Source organism: Chromobacterium sp. Ag138 (assembly GCF_055181315.1).
Map to the genome: position 1 here is coordinate 4,673,713 of NZ_JBUPWA010000001.1, position 13,639 is coordinate 4,687,351.

The following is a 13,639-nucleotide window of genomic DNA, read 5'->3' on the forward strand; positions in this document are numbered from 1 at the left end:
CAGGACGAATCCATCGATTGTGTCAAGCCGGGGCCTGGCTGGCAAGCGCTTCGCAGCGCCGCTTCAAGGCCTGGTTCATCTGCAGGAAGCCTTGGCGCGAGCGTTCCAGCAATCCGTCGCCGACCAGCGGCAGCAGAATGCCGGAGAAATTCTCGTCATGTCGGAGGCGGGCGCCGCCGCCGTCCAGCGGCTCCAGCCGGAAGCGGTGCTCGCTGTCCAGCAGGCCGGGCAGCAGCAGCTTGCCGCGCCAAGCCATCAGGCTGCCGGCGGCGAATTCGCTCAGCCGCGGCCGGAAAGTCAGACGGCGTCCGCCCGGCGGGTGGAGGGTGGCCACCAGCCGGGCGCCGGCTTCGTGGCGGCCATGCAGGCCGACGATGAACGGGTTCCATTCCGGGTAGCGCCGCCAGTCGGCCAGCACCTGCCACACCCGCTCCGGGCTGGCGGCGATGTCGATTTCGGTGGCGATGCTGCGCGTGGCCATGGCTCAATCCTCGTAGAAGTCGTCGTCTCCGCCGCCCGCCAGCACCTGGCGGATCACGTCGGCGGGAAAGCCGCGCTGCGCCAGGAAGCGGTACTGCTTGGCCTTTTCCGCGGCGTCGGCCGGCGACCGGCCGAATTTCTTGCGCCACTGTTCGCGCGCGCTGGCAAGGTCGTCCTGGCCGGACAGCGCCTCGCGTATGGTTTCGCTGTCCACGCCGCGCTGGCGCATTTCCTGCGCCAGGCGGCGGCTGCCGAACTTGGCGCCCTTGCTGCTGGCGAACTGGCGGGCGAAGCGGTCGTCCGACTGCCAGTTCGAGGCGGCCAGCTCGTCCAGCGCCGCGTTCAGCTCTTCCTCGCTGTCAGCAAAAGGCGCGAGCCGCCGAACCAGTTCCTGCCGGGTGTATTCCCGGCGGGACAGCAGTTCGGCGGCCCGCGCCTTCAGGCTTTTGCCTTCCGCCGCCATCAGGCGTCGAAGGCGTCGTCGGCGAACTCTTCGTCGCCTTGGGCTTCATTGATCTCGATCTTGATGCCCACCGCTTCGCGGATCTTGCGTTCGATTTCCTCGGCGATGGCCGGGTTGGCCTTCAGCCATTCGCGGGTGTTGTCCTTGCCCTGGCCGATCTTCTGGCCGTTGTAGGCGTACCAGGCGCCGGACTTGTCGATGAAGCCGTGCTTGACGCCCAGCTCGATGATTTCGCCCTGGCGCGAGATGCCCTCGCCGTACAGGATTTCGAAATCGGCCTGGCGGAACGGCGGGGAAACCTTGTTCTTCACCACTTTGACGCGGGTGTCGTTGCCGATCACTTCCTCGCCCTTCTTGATGCCGCCGGTGCGGCGGATGTCCAGGCGCACGGAGGCGTAGAACTTCAGCGCGTTGCCGCCGGTGGTGGTTTCCGGGTTGCCGAACATCACGCCGATCTTCATGCGGATCTGGTTGATGAAGATCACCAGGGTGTTGGTGCGCTTGATGTTGCCGGTCAGCTTGCGCAGCGCCTGGCTCATCAGGCGGGCCTGCAGGCCGACGTGGCTGTCGCCCATCTCGCCTTCGATTTCCGCCTTCGGCACCAGGGCGGCGACGGAGTCGACCACGATCACGTCCACGCCGCTGGAGCGCACCAGCATGTCGCAGATTTCCAGCGCCTGCTCGCCGGTGTCCGGCTGCGAGATCAGCAGGTCTTCGACGTTGACGCCCAGCTTCTGCGCGTAGACCGGGTCCAGCGCGTTTTCGGCGTCGATGTAGGCGCAGGTGCCGCCCAGTTTTTGCGCTTCGGCCACGGCCTGCAGACACAGGGTGGTCTTGCCGGACGATTCCGGGCCGTAGATTTCGACCACGCGGCCGCGCGGCAGGCCGCCGACGCCCAGCGCCAGGTCCAGGGTCAGCGAGCCGGTGGAGATCACTTGCAGGTTTTCGGTGATCTGGTTGTCGCTCATGCGCATGATCGAGCCCTTGCCAAACTGCTTTTCAATCTGGGCCAGGGCAGCGGCCAGCGCCTTGCTCTTGTCTTCGGAAGCCATGCTGTCTCCAATGGGGTAGTCGGACCAATGATGGGGGCGATTATCGCAGAAAACCAGAGGGCTAACAGCAGCTTGGGGAGGGCGGTTTTCGTGCCATGGTCGTAAAGCCGCGCCACGCCCCCTTTTGGCGCGGTGCAGGATGTGTACAATGGGGACATGATGAACGAACGCGCCCAACATTTGCTGAAGGCGCTGATCGAACGGTACATCGCCGACGGTCAGCCGGTCGCCTCCAAGACCCTGTCGCTGCTGCCAGGGGTGGAGCTGTCGTCGGCCACGGTGCGCAACGTGCTGGCCGATCTGGAAAACATGGGCCTGATCGCCTCGCCGCACACCTCGGCGGGACGGATTCCCACCGCGCGCGGCTACCGGCTGTTCGTCGACCGGCTGTTGACGATACGGCCGCTGGACGAGTTGTCGCGCCACGAGCTGGAGGCCAATCTGCAGCCGGACAGTCCGCAGCGCATCGCCCAGGCGGCGTCGTCGCTGCTGTCCGAGCTGACCAGCTTCGCCGGCGTGGTGCTGACGCCGCAGCGCAGCGACGTCGCCTTCCGCCAGATCGAATTCCTGCGCCTGTCCGATCGACGCGTGCTGATGATATTGGTGACGCTGGACGGCGACGTGCAGAACCACCTGTTGAACACCGAGCGCGACTACACGCCGTCGGAGCTGGTGGAGGCCGGCAACTTCATCAACCAGCATTACGCGGGACAAGGCCTGAGCGCCGTCACGTCGCGGGTGGAGAGCGAGCTCGCGCAGCTGCAGGGCGACATCGCCGAGCTGATGGCCGCCGCGGTGAGGCTGGGCCAGCAGACGCTGGCCAAGCGCAACGAGGACGTGGTGGTGAGCGGCGGCTCGCGGCTGCTGCAGGTGCACGACCTGTCCGACGACCTGTCGCGGCTGCGGGAGCTGTTCGGCGTGTTCGAGCGCAAGACCGAACTCCTGAAACTGCTGGCGCAGGGCCGGGAGGCGCAGGGGGTGAACATTTTCATCGGCGAGGAGTCTGGAGTCATGACGCTGGACGAATGCTCGGTGGTGACCGCGCCCTACTGCATCAACGGCCAGGTGGTGGGCACGCTGGGGGTGGTCGGCCCCACCCGCATGGCCTATGAGCGGGTCATTCCCATCGTCGACATCACCGCCCGTCTGGTCAGCAACGCGCTGTCCTTCCGCGAATGAACTCGAGCCATACCCAAAAGAAAGCAGAATCATGAAATCGATGTTGAAACTGGCCATCGCCGCCGCCCTGGCCGGCGCGGCCTTTACCGCTCCGCCAGCCCAGGCCGACGCCGCCTTTCTGGCGCGCCCCGACGTGCAGCGCTACATCGACGAGCAGGTGGCCGCAGGCCAGTTCAACCGCCCCGAGCTGGAGGCGGTGTTCGCCAATGTGGAACTGAAGCCCAACATCATCCGCATCCTCGACAAGCCGTCCACCTCGCGGCCGTGGTACCAGTTCCGCGCGACGACCGTCAACGACAGGCTGATCGTCGACGGCACCGCGTTCTGGCAGGAAAACGCCGACGCCCTGGCGCGCGCCGAGCGCGAGTACGGCGTGGCGCCGGAGGTGATCGTCGCCATCCTGGGCGTGGAAACCCATTACGGCCGCAACACCGGCAGCTTCCGGCTGGTGGACTCGCTGTCCACCATAGGCTTCGATTACCCGCGCCGCGCCGAGTACTTCCGCGGCGAGCTGACCCAGTTCCTGCTGCTGGCCAAGGAGGAGGGCAAGGATCCGCTGACGCTGAAGGGCTCCTACGCCGGCGCCATGGGCCTGCCGCAGTTCATGCCGTCCAGCTACCGCAAGTGGGCGGTGGACTTCGACGGCAGCGGCCACCGCGACATCTGGAGCAACCCGCACGACGCCATCGGCAGCGTCGCCCATTACTTCCAGCTGCACGGCTGGAGGCACGGCGACGACATCGTGGCGCCGGCCAGCGTGGCGCCGGAGGCCCAGGTCGACAAGCTGCTGGCCGACAAATTCAACCTGCGCTACACGGTGGGCGATCTGCGCAAGATGGGCGTGGCCCCGCAAACCCCGCTGGCCGACAACGTGCCGGCGGTGCTGTTCTCGCTGGAGACCGCGCCCGGCGTCACCGAGTACTGGCTGGGCCTGAACAATTTCTACGCGATCACCCGCTACAACCGCAGCACGCTGTACGCCAAGGCGGTGCAGGAGATCGCCGGCCAGCTGCGCCAGCGCTACTACGCGTCGCTGGCGCAGCGGCCGGACCCGGCCTCCGCCGCGCAGTAAGCCGCGGGCTCCCGCAACAAGACGCCGGCGCCGCCTGGAAGGCCGCGCCGGTGAAACCTGTCGCCTTGCGCGGCAATTCCCATTAAAATCCGCCCCCATGAGCTATCAAGTCCTTGCCCGCAAGTGGCGCCCCAAACGCTTCGCCGACCTGGTCGGCCAGGAGCACGTGGTGCGCGCCCTCTCCAACGCCCTGAAAGAGCAGCGGCTCCACCACGCCTACCTGCTGACCGGCACCCGGGGAGTAGGCAAGACCACCATCGCCCGGATTCTGGCCAAGAGCCTGAACTGCGAAACCGGCACCACGGCAGAGCCCTGCGGCGAGTGCCAGGCCTGCCGCCAGATCGACACCGGCCGCTTCGTCGACCTCCTGGAGATCGACGCCGCGTCCAACACCGGCATCGACAACATCCGCGAAGTGCTGGAAAACGCGCAGTACGCGCCGACGATGGGCCGCTTCAAGGTCTACATCATCGACGAAGTGCACATGCTGTCCAAGAGCGCGTTCAACGCGATGCTGAAGACGCTGGAAGAGCCGCCGGGCCACGTCAAGTTCATCCTGGCCACCACCGACCCGCAGAAGGTGCCGGTGACGGTGTTGTCGCGTTGCCTGCAGTTTTCCTTGCGCAACATGACGCCGCAGCAGGTGTCGACCCACCTGGCCCACATGCTGGACGTCGAGGGCATCCAGTACGAGGCGCCGGCGCTGGCGCTGCTGGGCCGCGCCGCGTCCGGCTCGATGCGCGACGCGCAGTCGCTGCTGGACCAGGCCATCGCCTACGGCCTGGGCGAGGTCAGGGAAGACGGCGTGCGCGCGATGCTGGGCGCGGTGGACCGCCGCTATCTGTTCACCCTGCTGCAGGCGCTGGCCGCGGCCGACGGCCCGGCGCTGATGGCCGAGGCCGACCGCCTGGCCGAGCGCGGCGTCAGCTTCGATTCCGCGCTGTCCGAGCTGGCGGTGCTGTTGCAGCAACTGGCGCTGGCGCAGACGGTGCCGGCGGCGCTGCCCGACGACGAGCCCGAGCGCGAAGCCTTGTTCGCGCTGGCCGACGCCATCGCGCCGCAGGACGTTCAGCTGTACTACCAGATCGCCATCCACGGCCGCAAGGACCTGGCGCTGGCGCCGGACGAGCATGCCGGCTTCAATATGGCGCTGCTGCGGATGCTGGCCTTCCATCCGGTCGTCGCGCCGGCGGAGAGCGCGGCGCCGGCGCGCCCGGCCGCGGCGGTTTCGTCGCCGCGCCCCGCGCCGGCGTCAGTGTCCGCCGCGTCGGTCGCCAGCGCTTCGGTGCCGGCGGAGCGGGGCATGTCGCCGGCCGCGCGCGCGCTGCAGGCCGCCGGCATTGGCGGGCAGCCGCAAGGCAAGCCCCGCGCCGCAGCGGAATCCCCCCCGGCCGCCGAGCCGGAGCCAGAGCCCGCGCCCCGGTCGCAGCCGGTCGCGGCGGATCCGACTCCGCCGGCGCAGCCCAAGCCGGAAATCCAGCTTGAGCCGCGTTTGCAGCCGGCACCGGTTCACGCCGCGCCTGCGGCTGCCGTTCAGGAGGCGGAGGACGAGCGCGACGAGGAGGAGAGTATCGACGCGCCGTGGTCCGACGACGACGCGATGCCGGCCTACATGCAGCAACCGCCGCTGGAGGATGAGCCGTCCAGCTACAGTTTCGACGGCGACTGGCAGCGGCTGGTGGCGGATCTGGGCGTCAAGCTCGGCGCCGCGCGGATGCTGGCGCACAACGCCGTCTTGAAGAACTGGAGCCAGGACCGCCTGGAGCTGGCGGTGCCGGAGAGCTTCCGCCACATGAGCGGACGCGATTATCAGGAAAAACTCAAAGCCGCGCTGGCCGAACGCTTCGGCCACGCGGTGGATCTCGCGGTGACGGTGGAGGAGCTGGGGATGGAAACCCCGGCGATGACCGACGCCCGGCTGCGCCAGGAGCAGCTGGCCGTCGCCCGCGAGTGCATGCAAAACGATCCGGTGGTGCAGCAGATGGTGCGCGAATTCGGCGCCACGCTGCTCATCGAGACCATTCAACCCGTACAGGAGTGACCGCGATGTTCGGTAAAGCTGGTATCGCCGGCCTGATGAAACAGGCCCAGCAAATGCAGGAAAACATGAAGAAGGCCCAGGAAGAGCTGGCCAAAGTGGAAGTGGAAGGCCAGTCCGGCGCCGGCATGGTCAAGGTCACCATGACCTGCTCCCACGACGTCAAGCGCGTCGCCATCGACGACAGCGTGCTGGACGACAAGGAGATGCTGGAAGACCTGATCGCCGCCGCGTTCAACGACGCGGTGCGCAAGGTCGAGTCCACCACCCAGGAGCGGATGTCCGGCTTCACCAACGGCCTGAACCTTCCGGCCGGGATGAAGCTCCCGTTCTGATCCCAGGGCCCGGCGACGGGCCTTTTTTGTCGGAGCCGCCGTGTTCGGACACTTCACCTTGCGCAGCCGTCTGCCGCGCCCGCCGGAGGCGGTATGGGCCGACGCGGTCAGCCGGCGCGGCATTGACGACGAGTTCTTTCCATGGCTGCGGATGCGGCTGCCGCCGGGCGATCTGCCCGCGCGGCTGGAGCAGCCGACGCGCATAGGCCACTGCTGGATGCTGTTGCTGGGTTGCCTGCCGGTGGAGTGCGACGACCTGACCTTGCTGCGCCTCGAGCCCGGCGCCTTCGACGAGCGCTCGAGCATGCTGGGGCAGCGCGTCTGGTGGCATCGCCGCCGCGTGAGGGCGGTAGCGGGCGGCTGCGAGGTGGTGGACCGGGTGGCGTTCCAGCCGCGTTGCGCCTGGATGCTGCCGGTGTGCCGGCCCTTGTTCCGGTTGGTATTCGCCTGGCACCATTACCGACTGCGCCGGCGCTACCGCTGATTTTGATGATTTCCGATCGCGGCCGTCTGGCCGCTTTTCCCAGGTTGATGCCGTGTCGATGAAGAATCCTCCCGCGCTGGAGCAATTGATCTCCGCGTTGAAAGTCTTGCCGGGCGTGGGGCCGAAAACCGCGCAGCGGATGGCGTTCCATCTGCTGCAGCGGGACAAGCAGGGCGCCGACAAGCTGGCGCGCGCACTGGACCGGGCGCTGACCCAGCTCACCCATTGCCAGCGCTGCAATACCTTCAGCGAGGCCGAGCTGTGCGCCATTTGTGCCGACGAGGAGCGCCGCCAGGATCAGCTGTGCATCGTCGAGATGCCGGCAGACCTGATGATGCTGGAGCAGGCCAAGTGCTTCGAAGGCCTGTATTTCGTGCTGATGGGGCGGATATCGCCGCTGGACAACATCGGCCCCAAGGATCTGCACCTGGACAAGCTGCTGACGCGGGCGCTGGATGGTCGGGTGAGCGAGATCGTGATCGCCACCAACTTCACCGCGGAAGGCGAGGTGACTTCCCACATGCTCAGCGAGCTGTTCAAGGAGCGCGGCCTGTCGGTCACGCGCATCGCGCGCGGCATGCCGGCGGGCGGCGAGCTGGAGTATGTCGACCTGGGCACGCTGGCGCAGGCGGTGTACGAACGCCGCGGCGTGTAAGCGGGTATTGTCTTGTCATGGCCGTTTCGCTAGAACCGGCCCTTCCTACCCCGATTTCATCCTCAGGAGCCCTGTCGAAATGAACAAGTGATGCCCGGATGCCTCCGCATCCCCGATTCGTTCCGTCGTCCGGCGCGTGCGAGCGTGCGCATTGCCTGTTGTCGACAATCCGTTCCGAACCCTTCCTGTCCCGTTTGAGCCTGGGATGGGCGGTTTCCGCGCAGCGCGCGCGTCGGTATTGCTTTCCCTTCCCTCAATGGAGGGCAAGATGCCCGATGCCGTTCAACAACACGAGGTTTTCCATTACAACCAGGCCGCCTGGGACCGCCAGGCGCGCGCCGATTGCGAGTGGTCGCGTCCGCTGAACAACTGGCGCGCGACCGCGAGGTGGCCGAGCGCGAGAGCCTGGCGCTGCGGCTGGAACAGGGCGATATGCGCGATCTGTCGCGCTTCGCCGACGCGAGCTTTGACTGCGTGTTCCACCCGATCTCCAATCTCTATGTGCCGGACGTGGCGCCGGTGTGGCGCGAGTGCCATCGCGTGCTGAGGCCGGGCGGGCGCTTGCTGGCCAGCTTCTACAATCCGGCGGTGTTCGTCGCCGACCGCGATCCGGCGTTGCGGGAGCAGGGGCTGATCCGGCCGCGATTCGCCATCCCGTACGCCGATCCCGCGCATTTGTCTGCGGCCGAGCTGCAGGCGAAGCGGGGCAGGGGGGAGGCGCTGGTGTTCGGCCACAGCCTGGCCGAGCTGATCGGCGGGCAGACGGCGGTGGGCTTCCTAATCGCCGGTTTCCACGAGGACTGGCAGCCGCGGCCGCGCTTCCTGATCGACCGCTATCTGCCCACCTTCATCGCCACCCGGGCGCTCAAGCCGGCGTGACGCGCGAAAAAAAGCCCGCCGTTCTCGGCGGGCTTTTTCAAGCGGAAAGCAAGATCAGTCGCCGCTGACCACGTCCACGCCCTTGGGCGGAGCGAAGGCGAAGCGGGAGGCCGGCAACGCGGCGTTCTGCTGCGGCTTGCTGAACACGATGCGGGTGTCGTTGCCGAAGCTGTCGGTCAGCTGCATTTCCACCAGCATATTGTTCTTGAAGCCCATGCGGATGGCGCTGAAGGTGTTGTCCTGTTTTTTCGGGCTGGCGGCCAGCCATTCCAGATCGCCTTGCTTGCCTGCCTCGTTCAGCTTGTAGCTGCGCTCGATCTCGTTGCTGCCGGCCAACAGCGCGGCCGGGCTGGAGCCGAGCGCGGCGCCCTGGGCCTTGCGGGTGGCCTGGGCCAGGTCCTGGTCGTAGATCCACAGCGTCTTGCCGTCGCCGATGATCAGTTGCGAGTAGGGCTTGCTGTATTCCCAGCGGAATTTGCCGGGGCGGGCGATTTCCAGCCGGCCGCTGGCTTCCTCGCGCTTGCCCTTGTTGCTGACGGTCTGGCTGAAGTCGGCGGACAGCGTCTTGCTGCCGGAGACGAAGGCTTTGAGCTGGGCGATGGCGGAAGCCTGGGCCGGCGCGGCCAGGCTGGCGGCGATGGCGGCGGCGGCCAGCATCGGGAAAAACGGTTTCATGGCGTCAATGTCCTCGCGGGCGGTGCGGGCCGGAGTGAAAATGGATAAGACCGGCGTGGCGCCGGCCCGGTTCAGCGCCGGGCCGGGCGATTGTGTTGGCGATTATTGCGCGCGGCGGGTCTTGCGCTTCTTCTTGGGCTTGGCCTGGGGCTGGGCCACCTGAGCCTGAGGCTCGGCCGCCGCGGCGGGCGCGGGGGCTTCGGCGTGCTCGCCGGGCAGCAGCTTGTCGCTGTCCTTCAGCCAATCCGGCAGGTCCAGCTTGTCGAAGTCGACGATGTCGTTTTCGCTCAGCTGGTAGACGAATTGCGGCTTGCCGTAATGGCTGTAGCGCACGTTGACGTAGGCGTCGCCGCTGAACTCGGGCGCTTCGATGTGGACTTTCTGGCGCAGGGCCAGCAGGTCGCCGCCGCGGCTGGCGTAGATGTCGCTGACGGTGCGGCTCTTGTCGCCGCTGATCGGATCGAGTTTGACCAGGCCCTGCACCAGGCGAATCATCGCCTCGGCGCCGGACTTGTCTTCGCCGGGTTTGTCTGCAGAGGGCTTGATCTGCTCGTGCGCCACTTTCGCCAGCCCTTCCAGCATCTGCAGGGTCAGCTTTTGCTCCTGTTCCCGGCTCAGATCCATCCGCAGCTTGTAATGCGCGCCGATTTCGCCGGCATAGGCGTCCAGCGGCTGGAAGCTGAACGCCTGCTTGTCCGCCTGGGCGTAGGCGTCGTCGATGATCTTCGGCATCGCCTGGTACATGGCCTTCAGCGGAATCTGGCTGGCCATCTCGGCCGGCAGCTTGGCGCGGATGAATTTGCCGGACTGTTTGCGCAGCGAGGGCAGGAACAGGTCGACGGCGGACGGATCCACCAGCAGCGACATGTCCTGGGCGTGGAATTGCAGCGGGACCTTGATGCTGGACATCAGGTTGCGGCGCTCGAAGCGCAGCTCGGGAATGGCTTCCACGCGGCCGGTCGGCGCGTCGACCGCGCCGGTGACGTTGACGCGGATGGAGCGGCCCACCTGATCGATAATGTCGGCGATGTCGGGTTTGGCCGACTTGGCGCCGCCGTCGGAGTCGGCGTCCGCGAAGGCCAGCTTGTCGAAACCGATCTGGGCGTCGAAGTTGTAGCTGGCGTTCTGCCAGTTTTGCAGCATCACCTTGCGGGTGGCTTCGTCGGGGGTCTTGCCGGCCAGCGGCGTGGCGCAGCCGGTGAGCAGGGCGAGGGAGGAAAGAGCGGCGGCGGCCGCCAGTTTCATGCGGGTCATTGTGGTCAAGGTCCTGTTAATGTCCATGGTGCGCGATCTTGGCGGATCGTCTGGGTATCCCGGGATTATATCGCAGCTGAAATGACTATGCTTTTGACCTGCGCGCGCGGTCGACGGCTGGCAGGCGGCCGACCGGGCGAGCGTCAGCTGAATTTGTTGGTGATCGGGTAGCGCCAGTCCTTGCCGAAGCCGCGCGGGGTGACGCGCGGGCCCACCGGCGCCTGGCGGCGCTTGTACTCGTTGATCTTCAACAGCCGCACCACGCGGTTCACGTCCGCCTCGGCATAGCCGGCGGCGATGATGTCGGCGGCGGACTGGTTATCCTCGACGTAGCGCGCCATGATGGCGTCCAGAATCTCGTACGGCGGCAGGCTGTCCTGATCCTTCTGGTCCGGACGCAGCTCGGCCGACGGCGGGCGAGTGATGATGCGTTCCGGGATCACGTCGGACACGGTGTTGCGCCAGCGGCAGAGCTCGAACACCAGGGTCTTGGCCACGTCTTTCAGCACCGCGAAGCCGCCGGCCATGTCGCCGTACAGCGTGCAGTAGCCGGTGGTCATCTCGGACTTGTTGCCCGTGGTCAGCACTAGCTTGCCGCTCTTGTTGGACAGCGCCATCAGCAGCGTGCCGCGGATGCGGGCCTGCAGGTTTTCCTCGGTGGTGTCCATTTCCAGGCCGGCGAACGACGGCGCGAGCGCGGCCATGAAGCTCTCGTACATCGGCCAGATCTCGATTTCGTCGTACTTCACGCCTAGGCGGGCGATCATGTCGCGGCTGTCGGTCACCGAAATGTCGGCGGTGTAGCGCGAGGGCATCATCACCGCGTGCACCTTGTCCGCGCCCAGCGCGTCCACCGCCACCGCCAGCGTCAGCGCGGAGTCGATGCCGCCGGACAGGCCCAAGAGCGCGCCGGGGAAGCCGTTCTTGCCGATGTAGTCGCGCACGCCGACCACCAGCGCGCGGTAGACGCTTTCCAGCGCGTCCGGCAGCGCGGCGCGCTTGCCGGGCTGGAAGTCGCCGTCGGCGTAATCGACCAGCAGCAGTTCGTCGTCGTAGGCCTTCGCCTGGGCGACCACTTCGCCTGCCTTGTTCAGCGCGAACGACGCGCCGTCGAACACCAGTTCGTCCTGGCCGCCCACCAGCTGGACATAGGCCATCGGCAAGCCGGTTTCCTCGACGCGGAAGCGCGCCATCTGCTGGCGGGTTTCGATCTTGTCGCGGTGGAAGGGGGAGGCGTTGAGCGCCACGATCAGCTCGGCGCCGGCGTCGGCGGTTTCCGCGGCCGGCTCCAGATGCCAGATGTCCTCGCAGATCAGCACGCCCACCTTGACGCCGTTTTGCTCGAACACCAGCGGCGCGGCACCGGGGGTGAAGTAGCGGCATTCATCGAAGACTTCATTATTGGGCAACTGCATTTTGTGATACTGGCCCAGCCGATGTCCGTCGCGCAGCACGGTGGCGGCGTTGAAGCGCTCATTGCCTATCCGCGCCGGATGGCCGACGATCACGGTGATGCCGTCCAGTTGCTCGATGGCGTCCAGGCCCTTGGCCACCTCGCGGTAGAAGCTGTCGCGCAGCAGCAGGTCTTCCGGGCTGTATCCAGTCAGCGCCAGTTCGGGCGTCAGCAGGATGTCCGCGCCCTGGGCCAGGGCCGCGTTGGCGAGGTCGACGATTTTTTTGGCATTGCCGGCGATGTCGCCGACCACGGGGTTGAACTGGGCGAGTGCGATACGCATCTTGAGAGGGCACCGATGATTCTTGATCGTTCGATTTTACCTGAACAGGCTCTCAGAAAGGAAAAGCATTGCAGCTGCAACTGTATGACGGCGTGGCCGCCATCGCGCAACCGGCGTGGCCGGCCGGCGAGGGCGCGGAGGTGTTCGTCGGCTGCGAATGGCTGGCGGCGCTGGAGGAAACCGGCTGCGTCGGCGGCGAGACGGGCTGGCGGCCGTTGCCGCTGGCCTTGGAGCGCGACGGACGAACGGTGGGGCTGGCGCCGGCCTATCTGAAGCGGCACAGCCGCGGCGAGTACGTGTTCGACTGGTCCTGGTCCGAGGCTTACGCCCGCGCCGGGTTGGACTATTACCCGAAGCTGGTGGTGGCCTCGCCGTTCACCCCGGTCACCGGCAGCCGGCTGCTGGGCGGCGCGGACGAGCAGACGAGTCTGATCGCCGGCCTGCGGCAACTGGTGGACGACAATGGCTTGTCGTCGGCCCACGTGCTGTTTCCGACCGCGGAAGAGGCCGGCCGGCTGCGGGAAGCGGGCTGGCTGCTGCGCGACGGCGTGCAGTTCCATTGGCGCAACCGCGGCTACGCCGATTTCGACGACTTTCTCGCCACGCTGAGCCGCGACAAGCGCAAGAAGATACGCCAGGAGCGGCGCAAGGTGGCGGACGCCGGCGTGGAGGTGCGCGCGCTGGATGGCGGCGACATCGCCGCGACGGATTGGGAGCTGTTCTTCCGTTGCTACCGGCAGACCTATCTGGAGCATGGTTCCCTGCCTTATCTGAACCTGGAGTTTTTCCGGCGGATAGGCGAGAGGCTGGCCGGGCATTGCGTGATGTTCATCGCCAGCCGGGAAGGGCGCGGCATCGCCGCCAGCCTGTGCGTCCGCGACGGCGACGCGCTGTACGGCCGCTACTGGGGCGCGCTGGAGGAGGTGCCCTGCCTGCATTTCGAGCTGTGTTATTACCAGGGGCTGGAGTACGCCATCCGCCAGGGGCTGGGGACGTTCGAGGGCGGCGCCCAGGGCGAGCACAAGCAAGCCCGGGGCTTCGAGCCGGAGCGGACGGTTTCCGCCCACTATATCGCCGATCCGCGCTTCCGCTCGGCCATTGCCGATTGGCTGCGGCGCGAGCGCGACGGCGTGGCTGATTATGTCGATCAGTTATTTTCCCATTCGGCTTATAAAACACTTGCGCGGGATGAGTAGGGCTTATATACTGCGCAGCCTCTGTGAACGAAACGCCCAGCGTATCGATCCAGGGTTCTGGAGAGGTGGATGAGTGGTTTAAGTCGCACGCCTGGAAAGCGTGTTTAGGTTAATAGCCTAACGGGGGTTCGAATCCCCCCC

General features: G+C 66.7%; 14 protein-coding genes. 8 read left to right on the forward strand and 6 right to left on the reverse strand.

All coding sequences use genetic code 11. The features are described from left to right. Positions 1 to 22: 22 nt before the first annotated feature. The 3 genes from ACY3GB_RS21730 to recA are packed head-to-tail and all read right to left on the reverse strand — an operon-like array spanning position 23 to position 1,995. Positions 23 to 481, reverse strand: coding sequence for an SRPBCC family protein (locus tag ACY3GB_RS21730; RefSeq protein ID WP_463090565.1), 459 nt, complete (start codon positions 479 to 481; stop codon positions 23 to 25). 3 nt (positions 482 to 484) lie between these two features. Continuing rightward, positions 485 to 943, reverse strand: coding sequence for a recombination regulator RecX (gene recX / locus ACY3GB_RS21735; protein ID WP_463090566.1), 459 nt, complete (start codon positions 941 to 943; stop codon positions 485 to 487). Further along, positions 943 to 1,995 carry a recombinase RecA gene (recA, locus tag ACY3GB_RS21740; protein WP_463090567.1) on the reverse strand — a complete coding sequence of 351 codons (1,053 nt, stop codon included), beginning with the start codon at positions 1,993 to 1,995 and terminating at the stop codon, positions 943 to 945. The genes recX and recA overlap by 1 nt, the downstream gene beginning before the upstream one ends. A gap of 156 nt (positions 1,996 to 2,151) precedes the next feature. Here recA and hrcA point away from each other — a divergent pair, with 156 nt between their 5' ends. The 7 genes from hrcA to ACY3GB_RS21775 all read left to right on the forward strand — a co-directional run bounded on the left by hrcA (position 2,152) and on the right by ACY3GB_RS21775 (position 8,637). Then, entirely contained in the window at positions 2,152 to 3,174 is a 1,023-nt protein-coding gene (gene hrcA / locus ACY3GB_RS21745; protein WP_463090568.1) for a heat-inducible transcriptional repressor HrcA, read from the forward strand. A gap of 31 nt (positions 3,175 to 3,205) precedes the next feature. Continuing rightward, complete coding sequence (gene mltB / locus ACY3GB_RS21750; protein WP_463090569.1) at positions 3,206 to 4,246, forward strand: lytic murein transglycosylase B; 1,041 nt, start codon at positions 3,206 to 3,208, stop codon at positions 4,244 to 4,246. A gap of 97 nt (positions 4,247 to 4,343) precedes the next feature. Beyond that, complete coding sequence (dnaX, locus tag ACY3GB_RS21755) at positions 4,344 to 6,287, forward strand: DNA polymerase III subunit gamma/tau (protein WP_463090570.1); 1,944 nt, start codon at positions 4,344 to 4,346, stop codon at positions 6,285 to 6,287. 5 nt (positions 6,288 to 6,292) lie between these two features. Then, on the forward strand, positions 6,293 to 6,619 hold the full coding sequence (locus ACY3GB_RS21760; RefSeq protein WP_463090571.1) for a YbaB/EbfC family nucleoid-associated protein: 327 nt from the start codon (positions 6,293 to 6,295) through the stop codon (positions 6,617 to 6,619). A 40-nt stretch (positions 6,620 to 6,659) separates the two neighbouring features. After that, the gene (locus ACY3GB_RS21765; RefSeq protein WP_463090572.1) at positions 6,660 to 7,103 is read left to right on the forward strand and encodes a hypothetical protein; all 444 of its coding nucleotides are present in this window, start codon (positions 6,660 to 6,662) and stop codon (positions 7,101 to 7,103) included. Between the two features lie 58 nt (positions 7,104 to 7,161). Further along, a complete protein-coding gene (gene recR, locus ACY3GB_RS21770; protein ID WP_463090573.1) occupies positions 7,162 to 7,758 on the forward strand; it encodes a recombination mediator RecR in 597 nt (198 codons plus the stop codon). 348 nt (positions 7,759 to 8,106) lie between these two features. After that, entirely contained in the window at positions 8,107 to 8,637 is a 531-nt protein-coding gene (locus ACY3GB_RS21775; protein WP_463090974.1) for a class I SAM-dependent methyltransferase, read from the forward strand. A gap of 54 nt (positions 8,638 to 8,691) precedes the next feature. Here ACY3GB_RS21775 and lolA read toward each other — a convergent pair whose 3' ends face one another. The 3 genes from lolA to ACY3GB_RS21790 form a co-directional block, all read right to left on the reverse strand. After that, complete coding sequence (gene lolA, locus ACY3GB_RS21780; protein WP_463090574.1) at positions 8,692 to 9,312, reverse strand: outer membrane lipoprotein periplasmic chaperone LolA; 621 nt, start codon at positions 9,310 to 9,312, stop codon at positions 8,692 to 8,694. Between the two features lie 102 nt (positions 9,313 to 9,414). Beyond that, positions 9,415 to 10,566 carry a hypothetical protein gene (locus ACY3GB_RS21785; RefSeq protein ID WP_463090575.1) on the reverse strand — a complete coding sequence of 384 codons (1,152 nt, stop codon included), beginning with the start codon at positions 10,564 to 10,566 and terminating at the stop codon, positions 9,415 to 9,417. A gap of 143 nt (positions 10,567 to 10,709) precedes the next feature. Next, positions 10,710 to 12,302, reverse strand: coding sequence for an NAD+ synthase (locus tag ACY3GB_RS21790; RefSeq protein ID WP_463090576.1), 1,593 nt, complete (start codon positions 12,300 to 12,302; stop codon positions 10,710 to 10,712). Between the two features lie 68 nt (positions 12,303 to 12,370). Between ACY3GB_RS21790 and ACY3GB_RS21795 the strand changes: the two genes are divergently transcribed. Further along, complete coding sequence (locus ACY3GB_RS21795) at positions 12,371 to 13,498, forward strand: GNAT family N-acetyltransferase (protein ID WP_463090577.1); 1,128 nt, start codon at positions 12,371 to 12,373, stop codon at positions 13,496 to 13,498. The last annotated feature ends 141 nt before the right edge of the window (positions 13,499 to 13,639 follow it).

Excerpts from the sequence above, each read along its gene's own strand:
- ACY3GB_RS21730 (WP_463090565.1), bottom strand. The coding sequence starts at position 481 with ATGGCCACGCGCAGCATCGCCACCGAAATCGACATCGCCGCCAGCCCG.
- recX (WP_463090566.1), bottom strand. The coding sequence starts at position 943 with ATGGCGGCGGAAGGCAAAAGCCTGAAGGCGCGGGCCGCCGAACTGCTG.
- recA (WP_463090567.1), bottom strand. The coding sequence starts at position 1,995 with ATGGCTTCCGAAGACAAGAGCAAGGCGCTGGCCGCTGCCCTGGCCCAG.
- hrcA (WP_463090568.1), top strand. The coding sequence starts at position 2,152 with ATGATGAACGAACGCGCCCAACATTTGCTGAAGGCGCTGATCGAACGG.
- mltB (WP_463090569.1), top strand. The coding sequence starts at position 3,206 with ATGAAATCGATGTTGAAACTGGCCATCGCCGCCGCCCTGGCCGGCGCG.
- dnaX (WP_463090570.1), top strand. The coding sequence starts at position 4,344 with ATGAGCTATCAAGTCCTTGCCCGCAAGTGGCGCCCCAAACGCTTCGCC.
- ACY3GB_RS21760 (WP_463090571.1), top strand. The coding sequence starts at position 6,293 with ATGTTCGGTAAAGCTGGTATCGCCGGCCTGATGAAACAGGCCCAGCAA.
- recR (WP_463090573.1), top strand. The coding sequence starts at position 7,162 with ATGAAGAATCCTCCCGCGCTGGAGCAATTGATCTCCGCGTTGAAAGTC.
- lolA (WP_463090574.1), bottom strand. The coding sequence starts at position 9,312 with ATGAAACCGTTTTTCCCGATGCTGGCCGCCGCCGCCATCGCCGCCAGC.
- ACY3GB_RS21785 (WP_463090575.1), bottom strand. The coding sequence starts at position 10,566 with ATGACCCGCATGAAACTGGCGGCCGCCGCCGCTCTTTCCTCCCTCGCC.
- ACY3GB_RS21790 (WP_463090576.1), bottom strand. The coding sequence starts at position 12,302 with ATGCGTATCGCACTCGCCCAGTTCAACCCCGTGGTCGGCGACATCGCC.